The sequence below is a fragment of the Syntrophomonas wolfei subsp. wolfei str. Goettingen G311 genome (genome assembly GCF_000014725.1).
Lineage (GTDB): Bacteria > Bacillota > Syntrophomonadia > Syntrophomonadales > Syntrophomonadaceae > Syntrophomonas > Syntrophomonas wolfei.
The window spans coordinates 2,850,247-2,867,320 of sequence record NC_008346.1 but is presented as its reverse complement, the minus strand read 5'-3'; the positions used below and the strand labels follow the sequence as shown (position 1 = coordinate 2,867,320).

8 protein-coding genes, 1 pseudogene and 1 CRISPR repeat array (1 of these 10 cut by a window edge) are annotated in these 17,074 nt (G+C 45.0%); of the genes and pseudogenes, 8 read left to right on the top strand and 1 reads right to left on the bottom strand.

Features of this window, described 5'->3' with window-relative positions; genetic code table 11:
• Nucleotides 1-11,190: direct repeats of the CRISPR family, unit length 30 nt; unit sequence GTTTGTGACCCGCGTATAGGGGATTGAAAC (it extends 1,050 nt beyond the left edge of the window).
• Nucleotides 11,191-11,289: 99 nt separating this feature from the next.
• Both SWOL_RS15340 and SWOL_RS12975 read left to right on the top strand, forming a co-directional pair.
• Nucleotides 11,290-12,533 (top strand): annotated as a pseudogene (locus SWOL_RS15340) (IS3 family transposase).
• Nucleotides 12,534-12,612: 79 nt separating this feature from the next.
• On the top strand, nucleotides 12,613-12,831 hold the full coding sequence (locus SWOL_RS12975; protein WP_041427611.1) for a hypothetical protein: 219 nt from the start codon (nucleotides 12,613-12,615) through the stop codon (nucleotides 12,829-12,831).
• A gap of 331 nt (nucleotides 12,832-13,162) precedes the next feature.
• Here SWOL_RS12975 and SWOL_RS14500 read toward each other — a convergent pair whose 3' ends face one another.
• Entirely contained in the window at nucleotides 13,163-13,405 is a 243-nt protein-coding gene (locus SWOL_RS14500; RefSeq protein ID WP_011641877.1) for an alpha/beta hydrolase family protein, read from the bottom strand.
• Between the two features lie 210 nt (nucleotides 13,406-13,615).
• On the opposite strand from SWOL_RS14500, the gene SWOL_RS12970 reads away from it, so the two are divergent.
• From SWOL_RS12970 to SWOL_RS12950, 6 genes are all read left to right on the top strand, one after another.
• On the top strand, nucleotides 13,616-13,834 hold the full coding sequence (locus SWOL_RS12970) for a hypothetical protein (RefSeq protein ID WP_011641876.1): 219 nt from the start codon (nucleotides 13,616-13,618) through the stop codon (nucleotides 13,832-13,834).
• Between the two features lie 179 nt (nucleotides 13,835-14,013).
• On the top strand, nucleotides 14,014-14,232 hold the full coding sequence (locus SWOL_RS12965; protein ID WP_011641875.1) for a DUF433 domain-containing protein: 219 nt from the start codon (nucleotides 14,014-14,016) through the stop codon (nucleotides 14,230-14,232).
• A complete protein-coding gene (locus SWOL_RS12960) occupies nucleotides 14,225-14,599 on the top strand; it encodes a DUF5615 family PIN-like protein (RefSeq protein ID WP_011641874.1) in 375 nt (124 codons plus the stop codon). Before SWOL_RS12965 ends, SWOL_RS12960 begins: the two co-directional genes overlap by 8 nt.
• Before the next feature lie 107 nt (nucleotides 14,600-14,706).
• Nucleotides 14,707-14,880, top strand: a complete 174-nt coding sequence (locus tag SWOL_RS14495; RefSeq protein ID WP_155814243.1) for a hypothetical protein — start codon at nucleotides 14,707-14,709, stop codon at nucleotides 14,878-14,880.
• Nucleotides 14,881-14,929: 49 nt separating this feature from the next.
• Nucleotides 14,930-15,292: a hypothetical protein gene (locus SWOL_RS12955; protein ID WP_011641873.1), complete on the top strand. Its 363-nt coding sequence runs from the start codon at nucleotides 14,930-14,932 to the stop codon at nucleotides 15,290-15,292.
• Nucleotides 15,293-15,417: 125 nt separating this feature from the next.
• On the top strand, nucleotides 15,418-16,638 hold the full coding sequence (locus SWOL_RS12950; protein ID WP_011639960.1) for a transposase: 1,221 nt from the start codon (nucleotides 15,418-15,420) through the stop codon (nucleotides 16,636-16,638).
• Nucleotides 16,639-17,074 lie beyond the last annotated feature (436 nt).

The window sequence follows — 17,074 nt, the reverse complement described above, 5'->3', positions numbered from 1 at the left end:
TTCCCCTTTGTTTGTGACCCGCGTATAGGGGATTGAAACATGTGAGAGATCGACAAGAATTAAAAGAAAAAATTAGTTTGTGACCCGCGTATAGGGGATTGAAACCGTTCCAATATTGCGTGATATCCTCTTTCTTCCTGGTTTGTGACCCGCGTATAGGGGATTGAAACAAATACCTTCCAGGTAACAAAATAACAGAACTATAGTTTGTGACCCGCGTATAGGGGATTGAAACCCGGGAACTAGCCCAGCAACATCACCCCGACCATGCGTTTGTGACCCGCGTATAGGGGATTGAAACATAAAATATGTTCTCGTGACTTTGGAACTGATGATTGTTTGTGACCCGCGTATAGGGGATTGAAACTAGGATAAATATTTAAAATAGAAACCAAATAACCGTTTCGTTTGTGACCCGCGTATAGGGGATTGAAACATATAAAAATGAAAGAAGGTAATAAAATGCCAATCAAAGTTTGTGACCCGCGTATAGGGGATTGAAACTGGGTAAGAGTACCCGAATATATTGCCTGTAGAAATGTTTGTGACCCGCGTATAGGGGATTGAAACTAATCGTCATTGATTGTAGCTGATTTTGTCCCGGCAAGTTTGTGACCCGCGTATAGGGGATTGAAACCGTTGTTTTCCATCAAGCATGCTATACCCGTTTTCGTTTGTGACCCGCGTATAGGGGATTGAAACTCAAGTAGCCAAAAGGCAGTTGTGGCAGTTGATGTGTTTGTGACCCGCGTATAGGGGATTGAAACCTGTGGCACGAATGGTCCCAGTGGAGTGGCTCGGAGTTTGTGACCCGCGTATAGGGGATTGAAACAGGGGCTTAAGGTCGGGGACGAGGTTGTTTTGACCGTTTGTGACCCGCGTATAGGGGATTGAAACACATACTCCCACGCCTAAAGACGTGGGCTTTCTGTGTTTGTGACCCGCGTATAGGGGATTGAAACTAGGCGATGATAGCTTCTGCAGCTTGAAGGCACGGGGGTTTGTGACCCGCGTATAGGGGATTGAAACTCCGAGGGAGTTTCAGAAGGAGCCGCCGGAACAGGGTTTGTGACCCGCGTATAGGGGATTGAAACCTGGCCTGCGTGCATAGCCTTTTCCGGGATATGTTTAGTTTGTGACCCGCGTATAGGGGATTGAAACTCGTAATGGTCAACCCAATATTTGAAGATATGCTGCGTTTGTGACCCGCGTATAGGGGATTGAAACTATGACGACCTGGACAATTTAGACAGCGAAAACAGTTTGTGACCCGCGTATAGGGGATTGAAACAGTAGTTGAAGCCGGGGAATTGCCCCCGGCTTTTTGTTTGTGACCCGCGTATAGGGGATTGAAACCCACCTGGTTTCCGGTAACATTGTTTAATACTTGCCCGTTTGTGACCCGCGTATAGGGGATTGAAACAGAGGAAGTGCATGGTCACGTTGCAAGGTTTCCCCTTGTTTGTGACCCGCGTATAGGGGATTGAAACCCCCTATCACTGCCCCGGTATTATCGCCCGGAGCAGTTTGTGACCCGCGTATAGGGGATTGAAACATAGTAGCCAGGCCTGGTCTTTTTACTGCATTATTTGTTTGTGACCCGCGTATAGGGGATTGAAACTGCCTGCCGCCGACATACTGGCAAACAAAGACTTTGCGTTTGTGACCCGCGTATAGGGGATTGAAACTCTGCTGGCGAAGTTTCCCGGTAAATGACTTTAGGAGTTTGTGACCCGCGTATAGGGGATTGAAACATGACGGGGGCGAAGGTTTCTGTCGCCGATGCGCGTTTGTGACCCGCGTATAGGGGATTGAAACTGTCATTGGAATATAGCGGGTCGGCGGTAAAAGTACGGTTTGTGACCCGCGTATAGGGGATTGAAACTATCCCAGCGCGTAGGAATATAGAATTCAACTTCGGGTTTGTGACCCGCGTATAGGGGATTGAAACCATAGTTTGGCATTATGTCACCCCTTTCTGTTTTTGTTTGTGACCCGCGTATAGGGGATTGAAACTATAATTCACACGGTAGAAGTCGTGGGTTCGAAACCCTGTTTGTGACCCGCGTATAGGGGATTGAAACGAGGTTACCGGTCAGAGTATGGAGCCCACTATACAGTTTGTGACCCGCGTATAGGGGATTGAAACAGGAAATCGTAAATATGAGTGGGCTTAACCTTATCGTTTGTGACCCGCGTATAGGGGATTGAAACCCTAAAACCGTACCATGGAAAAACCTTTCCTCTCTCGTTTGTGACCCGCGTATAGGGGATTGAAACATGTACTGGGCCAGCACGGCCGCGGACGGTGAATTTAGTTTGTGACCCGCGTATAGGGGATTGAAACTTGGACCCCAGGGGATAGGCAAAAGCACACTGTTTCAGTTTGTGACCCGCGTATAGGGGATTGAAACTCAAAATTGAGCAGTCCGACTGGCAGAAAAATTTCATTGTTTGTGACCCGCGTATAGGGGATTGAAACCAGAGCATAAGCTTTATGTTTTGGCTATTTGCTTTTGTTTGTGACCCGCGTATAGGGGATTGAAACATCTCATCCGGCCAGGTCTTTTGCGCTACTCGCAAGGTTTGTGACCCGCGTATAGGGGATTGAAACCAACGAGTTGACATTGGCCTGCTTGTAGCAGTGCCGTTTGTGACCCGCGTATAGGGGATTGAAACAAAGTATTAGACGGGTTATTAAGTGAGGTGATAAAGTTTGTGACCCGCGTATAGGGGATTGAAACCATTGAAAAGGTATATAACATTTATTCCCCTACTAGTTTGTGACCCGCGTATAGGGGATTGAAACTGCAGGGGGAGGTTGGTATTATTGGAGCGGGAACAAGTTTGTGACCCGCGTATAGGGGATTGAAACTATAAAAGTTGATGCCGATAAGTAAAAAAGTCGGTATGTTTGTGACCCGCGTATAGGGGATTGAAACTATCAGCTGACTTATAGATCGACCCGCCTCCACCGGGTTTGTGACCCGCGTATAGGGGATTGAAACCGCAATGGAACGGTAAGCCCATGCACCCTAATAGCGTTTGTGACCCGCGTATAGGGGATTGAAACTTTTCATCCCCGTTTGGCTGGAAATTTCTCAGCCAAGTTTGTGACCCGCGTATAGGGGATTGAAACATAGTTGCGTCCCCTACCACCCAAACGACCACGCCGCGTTTGTGACCCGCGTATAGGGGATTGAAACTATTGTCTATCGGCGCATAGTACACCAATTCTGGGCGTTTGTGACCCGCGTATAGGGGATTGAAACTCGTCAGCAAAACAACCGCATTCAACTTCTTCTCCGGTTTGTGACCCGCGTATAGGGGATTGAAACTGAGTATAGGGGCAATACCCAACCCCTTCTTTCTCCGTTTGTGACCCGCGTATAGGGGATTGAAACTAATCCCAGACCAGCATATCCGTCACTGGTCCGTAGTTTGTGACCCGCGTATAGGGGATTGAAACATTTCGAATTCGCGACCACCTAATGTGGCCGACTAGTTTGTGACCCGCGTATAGGGGATTGAAACTAAATTGTAAAACCGCGATATATCGGACATTAAAGGTTTGTGACCCGCGTATAGGGGATTGAAACAATCTCCACGATAACCTGACCCGCCAGCAGATGTGCGGTTTGTGACCCGCGTATAGGGGATTGAAACCCCGCAGACCATTATATTCACGGATCATCACCTGCGGTTTGTGACCCGCGTATAGGGGATTGAAACCCCTGTGCTGCGCTATTTGCCGCACTAAAATCGTGGTTTGTGACCCGCGTATAGGGGATTGAAACGCCGAAGTGCTGGGGCGGGTAGTAGAGGGGGACCTGGGTTTGTGACCCGCGTATAGGGGATTGAAACATGGGAGGATGAAACATGAAGGAAAAAGCAATAACGTTTGTGACCCGCGTATAGGGGATTGAAACCCCTTTGTGTCCTTTGCGTTTGCCCACTGTTTAGCGTTTGTGACCCGCGTATAGGGGATTGAAACTCACAACCTCACCAACAACAGGCGATTCGCACATGGTTTGTGACCCGCGTATAGGGGATTGAAACACCGGTATTTGGGTGTCGAAGTATGCGGCGCACAAGTTTGTGACCCGCGTATAGGGGATTGAAACTGAGCACTGGGGGTCCGCCCTGGACCGGCATCTAGGGTTTGTGACCCGCGTATAGGGGATTGAAACAACAAAAACGAGGATAAGACCGAGGAGCTTGATACTGGTTTGTGACCCGCGTATAGGGGATTGAAACAGGTATCATTTACATACACCTCTACCTGTTCAACTGTTTGTGACCCGCGTATAGGGGATTGAAACACGCACCGATGCTGCCTTCCGGCTGGACACCGGTAGTTTGTGACCCGCGTATAGGGGATTGAAACCTATTCCGGCACTCATTATGTCGGTAGGTTTTTGCCGTTTGTGACCCGCGTATAGGGGATTGAAACCCAAGCGATTGGGAATATAGGGCGGCTATTTTATTGTTTGTGACCCGCGTATAGGGGATTGAAACCGACAATGGCAATGCCAACGGTAGCTACGGTTTTCGCGTTTGTGACCCGCGTATAGGGGATTGAAACCATCCTCGGCTACTCCCGGCCCTCCCAGCCGGTTACGGTTTGTGACCCGCGTATAGGGGATTGAAACCCCGGCTGTGGTAGGGCGGGGCAAAACCGTAGGGGGGTTTGTGACCCGCGTATAGGGGATTGAAACTTCTCCCTGTCGGCTAAACCAAAAAGGTAAGTGGTAGTTTGTGACCCGCGTATAGGGGATTGAAACAAAGAACTGGGTCGGGTTGCGGGAGTTACCGCTCTGGTTTGTGACCCGCGTATAGGGGATTGAAACCCCGAGCACGGTGGCCCGGTCTCCCCGGGAGGTATCGGTTTGTGACCCGCGTATAGGGGATTGAAACCATGAAGTATATATCTCCTGCTATACTAAACTTGCGTTTGTGACCCGCGTATAGGGGATTGAAACTCGAAAATGTAGAAAAAGGATAGTAAATAGGCACAGGTTTGTGACCCGCGTATAGGGGATTGAAACTACTAAACTTGCAAAGGAGTGATAAACATGGCCAATGTTTGTGACCCGCGTATAGGGGATTGAAACTCTCCCGGAACATCGGGAAACATGATAAAACGAAACTCGTTTGTGACCCGCGTATAGGGGATTGAAACCTCATTTTAAATTCCTCCTTTCCGGGTCTAGCCCGGGTTTGTGACCCGCGTATAGGGGATTGAAACTCCTCCTGTCATCCGGGTATCTTGTTTCAATCGATTTGTTTGTGACCCGCGTATAGGGGATTGAAACCTCTTACCCTGCTCCGGGCTGGAACCGGGGCAGTGAGTTTGTGACCCGCGTATAGGGGATTGAAACTGCAAAAATGTTCCCGGTCTGCACCATCAAGGTAAGGTTTGTGACCCGCGTATAGGGGATTGAAACAAAGAAATCGTTTAGAGGCCTAGCGGCCTCGCATCCGTTTGTGACCCGCGTATAGGGGATTGAAACAGCGAGGTCCTCAGCCTCGCACTCAAGGGAACAGGGTTTGTGACCCGCGTATAGGGGATTGAAACAAAAAGTACACAATTTTCGAGGACCTCAGATCCTCGAGTTTGTGACCCGCGTATAGGGGATTGAAACCTACTCCAATGAATTTAGCGGGGTCAAAGTGCTGTAGTTTGTGACCCGCGTATAGGGGATTGAAACCCTGGTGTCCGACACCAGGCCCTGCTGGTGGGCGCTGGTTTGTGACCCGCGTATAGGGGATTGAAACGCGTACCTGCAAGGGCCCTTATAAGCAGGAATTTAAGTTTGTGACCCGCGTATAGGGGATTGAAACGGATTCAACGTAATCCATATCGGTTCATCATCAAGTTTGTGACCCGCGTATAGGGGATTGAAACAAAAACTGCATACCCGTAAACCGTAAGTATCGGGCGTTTGTGACCCGCGTATAGGGGATTGAAACACGGTATAACCGTGGCAGGCATCATCCAAGAATCGGGTTTGTGACCCGCGTATAGGGGATTGAAACTGGCTTTAGCCTAGTGGTAGTTCAAACCAGTTTTTCCGTTTGTGACCCGCGTATAGGGGATTGAAACCTTTTCCACCACCCGCTCAAGAAATTCAGTGGCAAAGTTTGTGACCCGCGTATAGGGGATTGAAACAGATTTCCAAGGTTTCAATCCAGCGATTCCCGCAATGTTTGTGACCCGCGTATAGGGGATTGAAACCTGTCTCCTGCCGTCTCAATCCGGTATGTTCTCCCTGTTTGTGACCCGCGTATAGGGGATTGAAACCATTGTTGTTTATATTAAGAGTTTCGATAATTACTGTTTGTGACCCGCGTATAGGGGATTGAAACCTGTCATATCTGAACCGTGGGACTTATGCGGCAGTGGTTTGTGACCCGCGTATAGGGGATTGAAACTGGCAATTCGCTTCACAACGAAGAGAGGTATAAGCGTTTGTGACCCGCGTATAGGGGATTGAAACCCAACATCCTTGCTGCCTTGGCGGTTGATTGAGATCCGTTTGTGACCCGCGTATAGGGGATTGAAACTTCTGTAGGCTTTTTATCACTTCGTAACGGTCAAGGTTTGTGACCCGCGTATAGGGGATTGAAACATGTACAGGCAAGGCTGATTAGATTGAACTGAGGTGTTTGTGACCCGCGTATAGGGGATTGAAACAAGGAGCGGCAGAGGCAAAGCGCGGAGCACACGCGCGTTTGTGACCCGCGTATAGGGGATTGAAACAAGTCAATCGGGAAGAATTTAGAAAAATCATCCCTAGTTTGTGACCCGCGTATAGGGGATTGAAACCCAAAAAGGCAAGTGGTAGCTGGCTCTGTCGTGGCGTTTGTGACCCGCGTATAGGGGATTGAAACATCTATCTTGTACTCATGCCCACATTTCAGGCATTTCGTTTGTGACCCGCGTATAGGGGATTGAAACGCGAATGCCTCTTTGAGCCCTGTAATCTGTTTAAGGTTTGTGACCCGCGTATAGGGGATTGAAACTTTCCTTAAGTGTGGGGCTGGAAACTCACAATTAAGGTTTGTGACCCGCGTATAGGGGATTGAAACATAAAGGCATTAAGCTTTACCCCTTTCTCTAATTTTTGTTTGTGACCCGCGTATAGGGGATTGAAACTCAATGCCAGTCCTGCACCTTCCGGTGCCCATATCCAGTTTGTGACCCGCGTATAGGGGATTGAAACACCATTTGTATACTTCTTTCATTCCTTCTTCATCTATGTTTGTGACCCGCGTATAGGGGATTGAAACAATGCTGGTTCGATGAAACCGAAGCCCAGGTTTTGGTTTGTGACCCGCGTATAGGGGATTGAAACATGGTAGATACCGGGTATGAGGGGCTATACCCCACAGTTTGTGACCCGCGTATAGGGGATTGAAACTATCCCCAAGGGTATGAAGCTACCCGAATTTAGTGATGTTTGTGACCCGCGTATAGGGGATTGAAACTTCTGTACGTTACTATGGCCCGCTGGACCATCATTTCAGTTTGTGACCCGCGTATAGGGGATTGAAACTTGGAAAAAACTTGCGTTGCTGTTTAAATAATGATAGTTTGTGACCCGCGTATAGGGGATTGAAACGTTTTTATCAAGTCTATAGGACTGTAGGTTTTTATGTTTGTGACCCGCGTATAGGGGATTGAAACTCATCAAAACCCATGCGGATACCCTCTTGCAACCTCAGTTTGTGACCCGCGTATAGGGGATTGAAACTCTAGGCACACCAGTAAGTATAAACCGCTATCATCAAAGTTTGTGACCCGCGTATAGGGGATTGAAACTGTTAAATCCCATATGGATGAAAAACAGGCTAACAACGTTTGTGACCCGCGTATAGGGGATTGAAACTCACTTAATTTAATAGTATTTTTATCTTCTTCTTTGTTTGTGACCCGCGTATAGGGGATTGAAACATGAATCAAAATGTATGGTTTGACCATCTTTATTTTCGTTTGTGACCCGCGTATAGGGGATTGAAACTCTCATCTAAGGGAGGTGGTAGCATGAAAATTAGATTGTTTGTGACCCGCGTATAGGGGATTGAAACACAGGGTAAAAGTGATAACACGGGGATACAATGGGGTTTGTGACCCGCGTATAGGGGATTGAAACTTCGTCCAACCTGCGAAGGCCTTAAAATCCCGCCATGTTTGTGACCCGCGTATAGGGGATTGAAACTGGATTAGGAGCAAACTTTGGAGTATCGTCCCAAGGTTTGTGACCCGCGTATAGGGGATTGAAACAAAACATTCTGAACAATTGCCATTGCAATTATTCAGTTTGTGACCCGCGTATAGGGGATTGAAACTTGTCGAAGGATGTCAAAAAATGGGGATGTATGGGAGTTTGTGACCCGCGTATAGGGGATTGAAACATAGTCAATAGGGCAAACATTCTCCTTCTCCTGTGTTTGTGACCCGCGTATAGGGGATTGAAACTGGGCTACACCACCATTATTTATGGCGATGTAAAAAGTTTGTGACCCGCGTATAGGGGATTGAAACCGGGATACCGCTTTCCTGCGCCCCCCGGTGACTGAGGGTTTGTGACCCGCGTATAGGGGATTGAAACGTCCAAGAGGGGGGCCGCCGAAGGGCCGCCGATAGGGGTTTGTGACCCGCGTATAGGGGATTGAAACCCTTTTCTTTCATCTCTATCCCCCCCTAAAATTCTTGTTTGTGACCCGCGTATAGGGGATTGAAACCCATCGACTCCTTTCGCCTCGACACCTTTTTGTGTCGTTTGTGACCCGCGTATAGGGGATTGAAACCCAGAATTTTTTGGGACTTCGGGGGCTTGTCTGACCGGTTTGTGACCCGCGTATAGGGGATTGAAACCCTTCTTTTTTATAAAATTTATTTTTTTATTTTAGTTTGTGACCCGCGTATAGGGGATTGAAACTTCGTAAGCAATTTCCATTGCACGCTGAACCGTGCTGTTTGTGACCCGCGTATAGGGGATTGAAACTCCGAATCAATGTAGCACCCACAATCATCGCAGGTGGTTTGTGACCCGCGTATAGGGGATTGAAACCAATCATTGCAAATCCAATTGCCGCACCAGTCACAGTTTGTGACCCGCGTATAGGGGATTGAAACTACTATGTAATATATTATTACATAATATATTCGACAGTTTGTGACCCGCGTATAGGGGATTGAAACAGGTATCCGGCAGGAGTGGTGACGATAGCCGCATAGTTTGTGACCCGCGTATAGGGGATTGAAACTTAGTGCGGTTATAATTTCCCGGTATCCATCAAAAGGGTTTGTGACCCGCGTATAGGGGATTGAAACCCGAGCACGGTGGCCCGGTCTCCCCGGGAGGTATCGGGTTTGTGACCCGCGTATAGGGGATTGAAACAAAGAATATTTAATAATTATAGTAATAAGATTACAGTTTGTGACCCGCGTATAGGGGATTGAAACTATGATATATCAAACGATAGTATATACTTATATTGAGTTTGTGACCCGCGTATAGGGGATTGAAACATAACCTGGGGTTCAATCTCAAAATACTCAAAAAACGTTTGTGACCCGCGTATAGGGGATTGAAACTTTTTTCCATGAAATTAATAATCTCTTTATTACTTGGTTTGTGACCCGCGTATAGGGGATTGAAACTATCGTATTGTTTTAATGCTTGCTATTGCCTATATGTTTGTGACCCGCGTATAGGGGATTGAAACAAAACTACAATTATTCATATTTCTTCTCATACTAGAGTTTGTGACCCGCGTATAGGGGATTGAAACTAAAGGAATTTGAGTGTAGAAATGGTGATTAGGTGGGTTTGTGACCCGCGTATAGGGGATTGAAACACGAGCTGTAGACAGCGAAACCGGGGAAACCCGGTGTTTGTGACCCGCGTATAGGGGATTGAAACATCTCTCTGATGCTTAGGATTTTCCACCCCTCCTTTGTTTGTGACCCGCGTATAGGGGATTGAAACTCTCTAGTGCTTGTTCTAGTGTCACGCTTACCCCTCGTTTGTGACCCGCGTATAGGGGATTGAAACGTCATCTCCCCTCCAATACTGACAAGGCCCTTTATCCAGTTTGTGACCCGCGTATAGGGGATTGAAACTATAAACGGGTTGGAAATTGTAAACTAGGGGCGGTAGTTTGTGACCCGCGTATAGGGGATTGAAACCCATTTGTTTCGTCTGTTATAGTTTTAACTAACATTTGTTTGTGACCCGCGTATAGGGGATTGAAACGGCGAAAAAGAGGAACAAGCAATCGCACAGTTTGCGTTTGTGACCCGCGTATAGGGGATTGAAACGATAGATGGGGAAGATACCATAAAAATAGTGTTGTAGTTTGTGACCCGCGTATAGGGGATTGAAACCTGGCTAGACTGTTGTTTTGGCTTGGGCTTCCTTCCGTTTGTGACCCGCGTATAGGGGATTGAAACTTGGATTTGATGCAGTTAAGATAAGCATTAAAACTTTGTTTGTGACCCGCGTATAGGGGATTGAAACCGATAAATCCGTATGTTTACGGGTTTACGGGTATCGTTTGTGACCCGCGTATAGGGGATTGAAACTACAAAAAACAACGTTGTGGTGGATACAAGGAAACCCGTTTGTGACCCGCGTATAGGGGATTGAAACAGCTCTATGTGATATCCCCAGCCGTTCACCCATTTGGCGTTTGTGACCCGCGTATAGGGGATTGAAACCTGCATCGTGGCTAGGGGTGCCGCTAATTACTATGGGTTTGTGACCCGCGTATAGGGGATTGAAACTTGCTTGTCTTGTCTGTTCTGGCATTAGTTAATCACGTTTGTGACCCGCGTATAGGGGATTGAAACGCCAAAGCTTCAATCAACACCGATAGCCTTTTGGGGTTTGTGACCCGCGTATAGGGGATTGAAACTAAATTCCGCAAGGTACTCTTTGCCAACCTCAACATAGTTTGTGACCCGCGTATAGGGGATTGAAACGTAATTGACGATGCTCACCGCTGGAAGCTTATACTCGTTTGTGACCCGCGTATAGGGGATTGAAACCCGGTTTGCTCAGCAGTGGGAAGCTCAGCCTCAAAGGTTTGTGACCCGCGTATAGGGGATTGAAACCCAGATCAAGCAGGACGGTAGCAAAATTATGCCGCGTTTGTGACCCGCGTATAGGGGATTGAAACCGGGGCAGAAGGTTATGGCTGGTGGCTATTTAGCCCCCCAATGGATTTGGAAGAACTCCTTGTAGCATGATAACATAAAAATAACAGGGGGTTGAAATTATGAAAAAGGCAAACAAGTATTCGGATGAACTTAAAGAAAAGATCATTCGCGAGTGTCAGGAAATAGATAATGTAGCGGTAGTAGCCCGCCGTTACGAGATATCACCCAACACCATACACACATGGGTTAAGAAATACCGAGAACGTGGTACTGCAAAAACCCTTAAAAAGAATGGATTTAAAGATATTAATACCATGGCAGAACAGCTAAAAAAAGTCAGTACCGAGAATGACCAGTTAAAACGATTAGTTGCCGAAAAAGAACTTGAATTATCAATCCTGCGGGAATTACGGGATAAAACAAACCCCAGGTAGCCGACAGAGCAGCCATCGCTGATAAGTGGATCCAGGAAGGCTATCCTAAAACTACCATCCTGCGCTTTGTCGGGTTAAATGTATCTACTTATTATGCCTTAAGAAAACTAAATGAACAGAACAAGGAAATAACACGCAAAAAACCGGGAAGGAAAATTCCTGGTTACAGCATCAACCAGCAAGGAGAAGCCATTGATGACGATACCATAAAAAACATGCTACTTGAGTTGATTGAAGGAGACGGGTATCCTTATGGCTATTGAAAATTAACTGTTGAACTACAGGAAAAGAACCTGATTATTAACCATAAAAAGGTATATCGATTGTGCAAGGAAATAGGAATTCTGAGACCCCAAAGGGTTTTGAAGCCCTACCGCCCCGGGCAAATAGGCCACAAAAGAAAAGCAATAGGTCCTAACGAACACTGGGAAATAGACTTAAAATATGGTTATATAAAGGGCATTAGTCAGTTTTTTTACCAGATATCTATAATAGATATCTTTGACCGGACTATTGTAGAAAACCATATCGGCCTTAGTGCCAAAGCAAAGGATGCTGCCCGAATCGTTCAGATTGCTGCTAAAAAAAGAGGGATAAAACCGGATCAGTTAGTTATCCGTAGCGATAATGGACCACAATTTAGAGCAAAAGCGTTTACTTAAGCATTACTCAAATTGAAAATTACACATGAACGTATTCCAGTGAATTCACCTAACCTAAATGCCTATATAGAATCTTTCCATAGTATTTTAGAAGATGAATGCTATAGTAGACATGAGTTTGAAACCTTCCAGGAAGCTTATGAAGAGGTAAATAAATACCTGGATTATTATAACAACCGTAGACGTCATGGCAGTATTGGCTACCAGTCACCGGTTGTTTATTACCAAAAACATCAGAATGCTAGAGGGAAGCCCTTGGTAGCATAAAAAAGAACGAAAAGTAACCTGCGATATATTATCTTAGTGGCATAATAGGCAGGGTTTCCATCAGAAGATGTTAGCGTTTATGCCGCGAAAGCCGGAAGATCTGATAAAAGAATTAGAAAATAACATAACAAAAATGTCTATCCATACCAACCCGAAAGTTCGTACGGATATTGAAAAAAACTATTTTCTTTTAGGAGAGCTAATTGAGAATAATGATATTCATGCTCGAAGATCAAGGAATCATCTGTTTGGTGTGAAATCGGTTCAGCAGGAAAAAGTACCCAATAAGAAGAAGTAATAAAAGTTAACGTTGTACTAAGGGTCACTATGTGAGGATTTTGTATTAATTCAAAAGTTTACTGAAGAGCCCTTGAGGAAGCACGATATGTAGTGTTGCAATCTTCTCGAAGCCATTATATATTTTGAAAAAGTTAAAAATCTCATATTATAACATTAATTAGAAAAATGATAAAAGGAGAAATCTTAACCACACTTAACAAAGCGGAAGATTTTATTCCTGGCTATTGTGATAGTTGATGGAGAAGAGGGCCAAGCTACATATGTCCGCCAGCCCTTCCATATGGAACCTGATTTTGGCATTAACCAGTATAAACTATGATCTTAACGAATTAATCAACCGTGGTTGGTCCACCATGGACATTTACTATTAATGGTAGATTGCGCGGACTTTTGCCCAGTGGCAAGGTGAGATATCCAAATACGGTATGACCATCACTTGCTTTGAAAGATACCGGATAGCTATGTCCAACATCCTTTATAGGTATATCCGACGATAAAAGAAGGGTATCCTTCCTGTTTGCAACATTATACAGCCGGTAGCTGCCATAATCCCGGTCATCCCGGTGCAGCAATACTAAATAGTCAAAGTCCGGACTAATGGCTACCGGGAACTGGTTTTCTCCTAAATCTGCCCGAACATTATCCGTTTGGCAACCTCAATGGAGACAGCTCGTAAAACTCCGGAATTATCATAGATATTTATTGCGGTTTCGCTATCCTGGGCAGGGTACTCCTCTGAAAAATTAAGTAGCAATAGCTTTTTTGATATAGGTATACAGAAAATGATTGACATTTCCAAATCCGATTGGGACTCCTACCAAACCTCCTGCTCAGCCCGCAAGGCCGCCAAAGAACTCACCCGGCTGGACAAACAAACCCTGGAACTGAAAAAATACGAAGAACTGGTACACCACTACGCCGACATGCGCATCCCCCTTGACCTCGATGACCGCGTTAAAGTCAACTACGCCAAACTGGGCGAACTGCTGGCGAAGATATAACATAAGTTTTACCTATTACCCAGGCCGAAAGATATTGGTTGTTATTACCAATCGGTGGTACAGCTAATAGTAATCTTCATCGATATAGCAGTTAACATTTATTGGTGGAATATGTTTCGTGATATAATTTACATAGCCAGGCTATAATATCGGGAAATAAGAAATTAGGGGGAATTACCATGCTAGGTTATAATCGTATAACCTTCGACCAATCCATCATGGGGGGGCAGGCGTGCATTCGTGGTATGAGGATTACTGTTTCCTTACTGGTGGGACTGGTTGCACGGGGTAAAAGCTTTACGGACATAATTCAAGAATATCCCGATCTGGAAGTGGAAGACATTCAACAGGCTTTAGAATATGCTGCCTGGTTGGCCAGGGAACAGGTATATGGGTAAATGTATGAGGTTTTTGGCGGATATGGGAATATCTCAACACACTATTTCCTGGCTACGCCGACAAGGTTTTGATGCTGTTCATTTACGCGAGGAAAGGTTACAGCGTTCACCAGATAACGAAGTGCTTGCAAAAGCAGCCAGAGAAAATAGAATATTACTAACTATGGATTTAGACTTCGGGTACCTGGTAGCTATTAGTGAGCAGATAATACCAGCAGTAATAATATTTAGATTAAGTGATGAAAGGTCAGAAATAGTTAATTCCCGACTATCCGAAGTTCTTGTAAAATGTGCTGGTGATATTCAATCCGGGGTAATAATATCAGTAAGTGATAGAACTATAAGAATACGCCGACTACCGATATAAAGGTTTTAGAGCTTGTTTATAACTATATTCTTCTAGCCAATGAACAGTCCACCGATGAGATATTATCGGTGGACAAAGTTTATTAAGCCCAAACAGCGGAGGAAAAGATGGAACGAGAACAGATTGAGCAGATTCGTTCCACCGGCCTGGAGCCAACTCAGTTAGAACCGGCGATGAAATGGCATTTGTTGCTGCGCCCCCCGGAACTGCTGATTAAAGTACAACCAATCTTCTATTCCGATCCCATTGATGCGGTGTTCAAGGCGTTAGGGGCGGTGTAGGGGGTTAGTAAAGTATAGTGGCTTAATTTGAATTTGGGAGGTTTTTAATTTGGATCGTAAAGAACGCTTTTTAAATAGTCAGGATTTTGAGAATTTAAAATTAACAAGTAATTTGGGAGAATTAGTTAGTAAGCTAATTGCCTTATTTGAAAATGAAGGGTTTAGATTTTATCCAGAATGGAGAGGTATACATAAGACTGGTAAACTTAGAAAGAATTTTACTTTCAAAGCCAAGCAACCTGCAGGTAAATCGGAAAACATAGTAACCATTTATCCTATGTCTGGTTGGTTAAAAGTTGAGACTTACCGCGGACAATATAATAAAAAGCATTACCAGGTTAACGTAGGCAATATAGATGACCCTGCCCAATTAAAAACACTGCTCGACGATGCAAAGGATATTTATAATTGAGACTTTTGCACATTAGTTAAGACCCAAAATAATGGGGTTTGAGTCGTACAGAAAAAGGACTTCACCCCCATTTTGCCGAATTAATAAGTGACAAAACAAATAACCCGTAGGAGGCGAAGTCACTTATGAATATTCGACAGAACTGTATTTTCTCCTTTGAAGACGCATTAAAAATACAACCGAAATCAAGGCTTGAGAAAATAATTAACACCCTTGATCTAAAACCAGTTCTTTGCAAATTAGATAAACCTGGCGAGATAAGAGTTGGACCAAAACCATACCCAGCCTATGCGATGTTAAATGCCCTGATAGCTATGAGACTAGAGAACATGGGTACCTTTACTCAACTGGTTGAACGACTTACTTATGATCCTCATCTACGGTATGTTTGCGGTTTTGAACCATTTGGTACCGCGCCTAGCAAATCATGTTTTAGCCGGTTTTATTCAAAACTTGCTCAGAGCGGTTGTTTAGAAACATTGTTTACTTCCCTGGTTAAACAAGCAGAGGAAATGGGCCTTCTTGATCTTAGTTCAGTAGCAATTGACGCTACCAAGGTAGAAGCTTATGAAAAGTCCGTTCCCCGCAAGAATATCATCCAGGATGGTAATGCCGCTGATTGGGGTATTAAGAGTGATACCAACGGCAACCCTATCAAGTGGTTTGGCTACAAGCTCCATATTGGCACCGATGTAAGGTCCGGGCTTCCCATAGCAATGAAGGTAACGCCGGCCAATTGTTCTGATTCCAGTGTAGCTTTGGAGTTGGTTGAGAAATGTTGTGCCAATACTCAGTCCAAAATAGTTTACTTCCTGATGGATGCTGGCTATGACCACCGTGAAATATATTCTGTAATCAGAGATAAATACCACGCCCAAGCTATCATTGCCCTGAATAAGCGGGGTGCTAAACAACCTCCAGAAGGTTTTGATTGGGATGGAACTCCCATCTGTTCTGCTAGGTATCGGATGGTGTACTGGGGTTCCTATCAGGGAGTAAACAAGTTTAGATGTCCTCATATTATGGGTAAATGCGACTGTCCTTTTGGCTCCGCCTGGTGTTCTGATAGCAACTATGGAATGGTGGTAAAAACTAAAGTTAAAGACGATCCCAGGTTATTTTCAAGTCCCCACCGGGGCTCTGCTAACTGGCAGAAGCAATATAATTTGAGAACCTACTCAGAACGCTGTTTCAGCCGTTTTAAGGAAAACTTGGGTTTAGAAGACGGGCTAAACGTTAGAAAAATAACTAAGGTTGAAACCCACGCTTATCTCTGCGCTATAACTATGATTGCAGCTGTAATAGCAATAAACCAAGACAGCAGTACTAGATCATCAGCAGCATAATATTTTATCAGTTTTTTAAGAACTATCCCTTTAAAGGGAGGAGTATGCCCAATTACTGAAATTATTTATTAACGAATGTAACTAGATTGACTAACTGTAATTTACTGTAAAGCGGTGGCGCTGTGTTACTCAAATATTTGCTTTTGCTATACGGATTTTTTTGAGTTATGCAAAAGTCTCAATTCAATATCTACTTTAAAATTGTAGAGTGTCCACAAGATGCATCTCTGGCATATTCTTCACTATTCTTAGACTATTTTTAGCTATTTGGAGAATAAAAAGTTGCCCACAAAATTGCCCACAAGTTAGAACCAGATGTAGCCAAATATCTGCTATTCTAAGCAGCAGAGTAATGCCAACACCGGTGGTCTGTGCGGTTTTATTTTTGCTCGAAATTTAGGAGGAAATGTTACCCAAGGTGGGGAAAAAGTAAAAT